This window comes from Mesorhizobium sp. M6A.T.Cr.TU.017.01.1.1, from assembly GCF_004023115.1.
Classification (GTDB): Bacteria; Pseudomonadota; Alphaproteobacteria; order Rhizobiales; family Rhizobiaceae; genus Mesorhizobium; species Mesorhizobium mediterraneum.
The window spans coordinates 1-3098 of the sequence record NZ_RZTA01000230.1; the positions used below are offsets into that span (position 1 = coordinate 1).

General features: G+C 55.2%; 3 protein-coding genes and 1 pseudogene. All 4 read right to left on the reverse strand.

Going from position 1 to position 3098, the window contains the following annotated elements; genetic code table 11:
- A partial coding sequence (locus EOB36_RS33455) for an aldehyde dehydrogenase family protein (protein ID WP_128286566.1) occupies window positions 1-523 on the reverse strand: 523 nt, incomplete at its 3' end.
- Window positions 524-807: 284 nt separating this feature from the next.
- The gene (locus tag EOB36_RS33460) at window positions 808-1572 is read right to left on the reverse strand and encodes a hypothetical protein (RefSeq protein ID WP_128286567.1); all 765 of its coding nucleotides are present in this window, start codon (window positions 1570-1572) and stop codon (window positions 808-810) included.
- Window positions 1573-1711: 139 nt separating this feature from the next.
- The gene (locus EOB36_RS33465; protein ID WP_128286568.1) at window positions 1712-2554 is read right to left on the reverse strand and encodes a transporter substrate-binding domain-containing protein; all 843 of its coding nucleotides are present in this window, start codon (window positions 2552-2554) and stop codon (window positions 1712-1714) included.
- 351 nt (window positions 2555-2905) lie between these two features.
- Window positions 2906-3098, reverse strand: a pseudogene (locus EOB36_RS33470) (hypothetical protein); the annotation flags it as partial.

A 3098-nucleotide genomic window follows, 5' to 3' on the forward strand; every position in this document is an offset into this window, starting at 1 on the left:
CCACTGAGTTACCAGTTGCAATGGCGCAAGCTAGTGAACGGGCCGTCAGTTCGAGGGGGCCGTTCCAAGGAACGATCTGGGCTGACACTCCGAAGGGGCTTCTGACCGTATAGTCAACAAGATCCGCCCCCCGCGGAATAGAGCGACCTTCGAGCTTGTCCGCCAAGCCAGCGTAGTACCGCAGGTATCTGACGGCGGTCCGAACCTCGCCACGGGCAAGGTCCAACGCCTTCCCAGTCTCTATGCAGTTAATGATCGCGACCTCGTCGCTGCGTGACTCAAGTGCGTCCGCCACGCGGAAAAGCATACGCCCACGGTCGTACGGGTGCATGTCTATCAAAACGCGGTCGCGAAAGACACGATCGGCGGCAGCAACGGCGAGATTTACTTCTTCAGGTCCTGCCTCTGCAATAACCGCTACCGTCTCCCCGTTTGAAGGGTCATCAACCTCGATCCGTTTGCCAGACGAACAATCTCTCCACTCCCCATCGATGAAATTCTTGATCACTTCTGCGCTCGACATCAAAGTCCTCCAGTTTACCCATTATCCGATCCGAGCCGGTCAAAAGAAGCGCAGGCTTTCGCTGAGTCATTAGGGAGGCTCCTTCGCATTTGCGCGTTTCGGGCCTGCAGAGCATTAGGGCGGCTTGCAGAGGCTCGGGCCTAATTAATATTGGCCGTTTGTGAGCCGGACTCAGCTATTCTGGAGCCGAACCTCGAACGGCAAGTTGGCCGCGGTTGCAATGCCCGGGGTGGTTCAAAAGGGCGGGTTTGGCAGTTTGAGAACTTATCTAGCACCCTTGAAGATTACAGCATCAGGAGCTGGCCATGGCCGGCTACTGGCTTCCCATATTGCGCGAGCCTCAATGCGTCCCACAGCATAGCCTGGTTTGCAGTTATCACTGGCTTGCCGAGGCGCGCCTCCAGGCGGTCGATTATGCTTGAAGTCCGAAGGAGGGTGCATGGGATGAAAAGAGCTTCAGCCTCAGAGGAATCGAACGAGCAAGAGGCCTCGAAGATACTTTCCGGGGAAAGTCCGGCGATGTCGGAATCGTTTTTGCAGTGGAATGAAGCAGACGCGCAGACCGAAATACCCGACCTGCTGAGGGCCTCGGTGACGACAGCGCCTACCTGATCGATATAAGGTGTGAGCATGGCGATGCGTTTCACCTCGAGCCTGACGAAGGCGCGCAAAGCTCCTGTCATCGGTGAGGTTAAGGAGGCCCCGGGTCGGGTTGTCTGTAGCTCCTCTTCCAGCCTTTTCTGCGAGATGATGGCTGATCCCGATGTGCAGGCGTAGGCAAATACTTTGACGACACCTGGCGGGTCGAATAGCTCGCCAACCTTAGCGATCTCATCAACATGGCGGTAGAGGTTATCGACCGTACTGGGCTCGTGATGCTTCATCCTGGCGGCACAGAAACTGATGCCGTCATCATGCATCATTCTGCGCAATTCAAGCTCTGTGAGGACGTCGTTGGACGGGGTTATCAATCCGATGACGGTCTCAGTTGCCACAGCAGGATATGATGGCTCAACGTGAGTGGTGTAGAACGCAGTCTCACTAGGCATCTCAAAGTTCTCCGTGCGTACGATCCGTTTCCGGATTCAACTCGTACTTTCCGATATGTCATCCCTGGTTTTTCGCAGAGCGGCTGCTGATGAAATTGGCTGTGCTAGAGGCAGTCGCCCACCTCTAGCACACAAGTTTTCAGCGATGAGCGCAGACCCATTCTGTTGTTGTATCGCCTGGCAACGCCTTCTCGTCGTAACCATCTTCTGCCGCAGCCTTCATCATCTCAGGCGTTCCGAGATAGCGCTTCAGTTCGGTATTGAATTTTGCCACGAAATCTTTGTCTGAATTCCTAAATCCAATACCTATCCAAGCGGACGATTCCTCCGGCATCAAGGCGGGATTGGTGGCCTCCACCTTCCCTCCAGATTTTTTGGCGATATCCTGGACGACTGTATAAGACGTCACTCCAGCGGCTGCTCGACCAGCGATCACCGCCGCAAGAATTTCGGTACCTCCCGGAACCTCCATAATCTGCGATGCGGGCACACCCAGCTTCTTAGCGATCTCGATGCCAGCGTAGCCTGCCCCAGTCACCATGGTCGCATTCTTAGTCACCAAATCCTTGTACGTAGTGATTTGTTCCGGATTTCCGGATTTCACCATGAAGACATCTGTTTCTTTAGAAACAGGCTCCGAGAATGTTATGTTGTCGCACCTCTTTTTATTGATATACATGCCACCTGTAATTAAATCCAACCGGCCGGCTTGCAGCCCCGGGATCAACCCACCCCAATCGGTCACCACAGGCTCGATATTGGTGTAACCCATTGAACGAAGAACCCCTTCGGCAATGGCATTTACGTACCCCAGAGGCTTGTTGCCCTCACCAGGATATGCCTGTGGCGGCTCGGAAGCAAAGCCGAGACGAATTGTCTTGCCGCTTGCCGCGCGATCAGCAAGCTCACCTGTGTAAGCGGGCGCCGTCAGACCAACGACGACGAGCCCAATGCTCAGAAAAATTTTGATTATGCGTTCCATTTTGTTCCCTTTTCTTGTTCTGTTGAACGCGCGCCTCTCGGCGGCGATGGGCGTTCTTCCTTTGCACTTCGAGCAAGAAACGCTTGCATCCGGTATGATAGGCCATTTTAAGTGCCCCTTTCTGCGAAGAACGCAGCTCTTGGGCGTTGCAACTGCAAAACTTCCCGCCCAAGCGCAGAGATCCTGCGTGCACGAGCACCATCGAAACGGATGACTTAATACGGCTGAGCAGATCGGTGGAATGGTGCGGAGGGCACGGGGAGCATCTTCGCAACGCGAGAGACCTGAGCCTCAGCTGGCATTTTCGTGTCTCCGGTGCCTTCAGCCGCGCCGGAAGACAATCTCTGGATCTTAATCCTGAAGGCGGTCGTCGAGGGGCGCAAGGGCGAGCAGCAGGCCACCGACCAGAGCAATTGAATACCCGACCCCGGCCGCAATCAACGTGTTGAGGGTAGCCCACAACAACTGTGGCAGGATCTCCCACGTAAAGTCCCAGCGCCAGTTGAATGTCATGCCCTTCCAAGCCTCCGGGCAACCAAGCGTT

Excerpts from the sequence above, each read along its gene's own strand:
- EOB36_RS33460 (WP_128286567.1), bottom strand. The coding sequence starts at position 1,572 with ATGCCTAGTGAGACTGCGTTCTACACCACTCACGTTGAGCCATCATAT.
- EOB36_RS33465 (WP_128286568.1), bottom strand. The coding sequence starts at position 2,554 with ATGGAACGCATAATCAAAATTTTTCTGAGCATTGGGCTCGTCGTCGTT.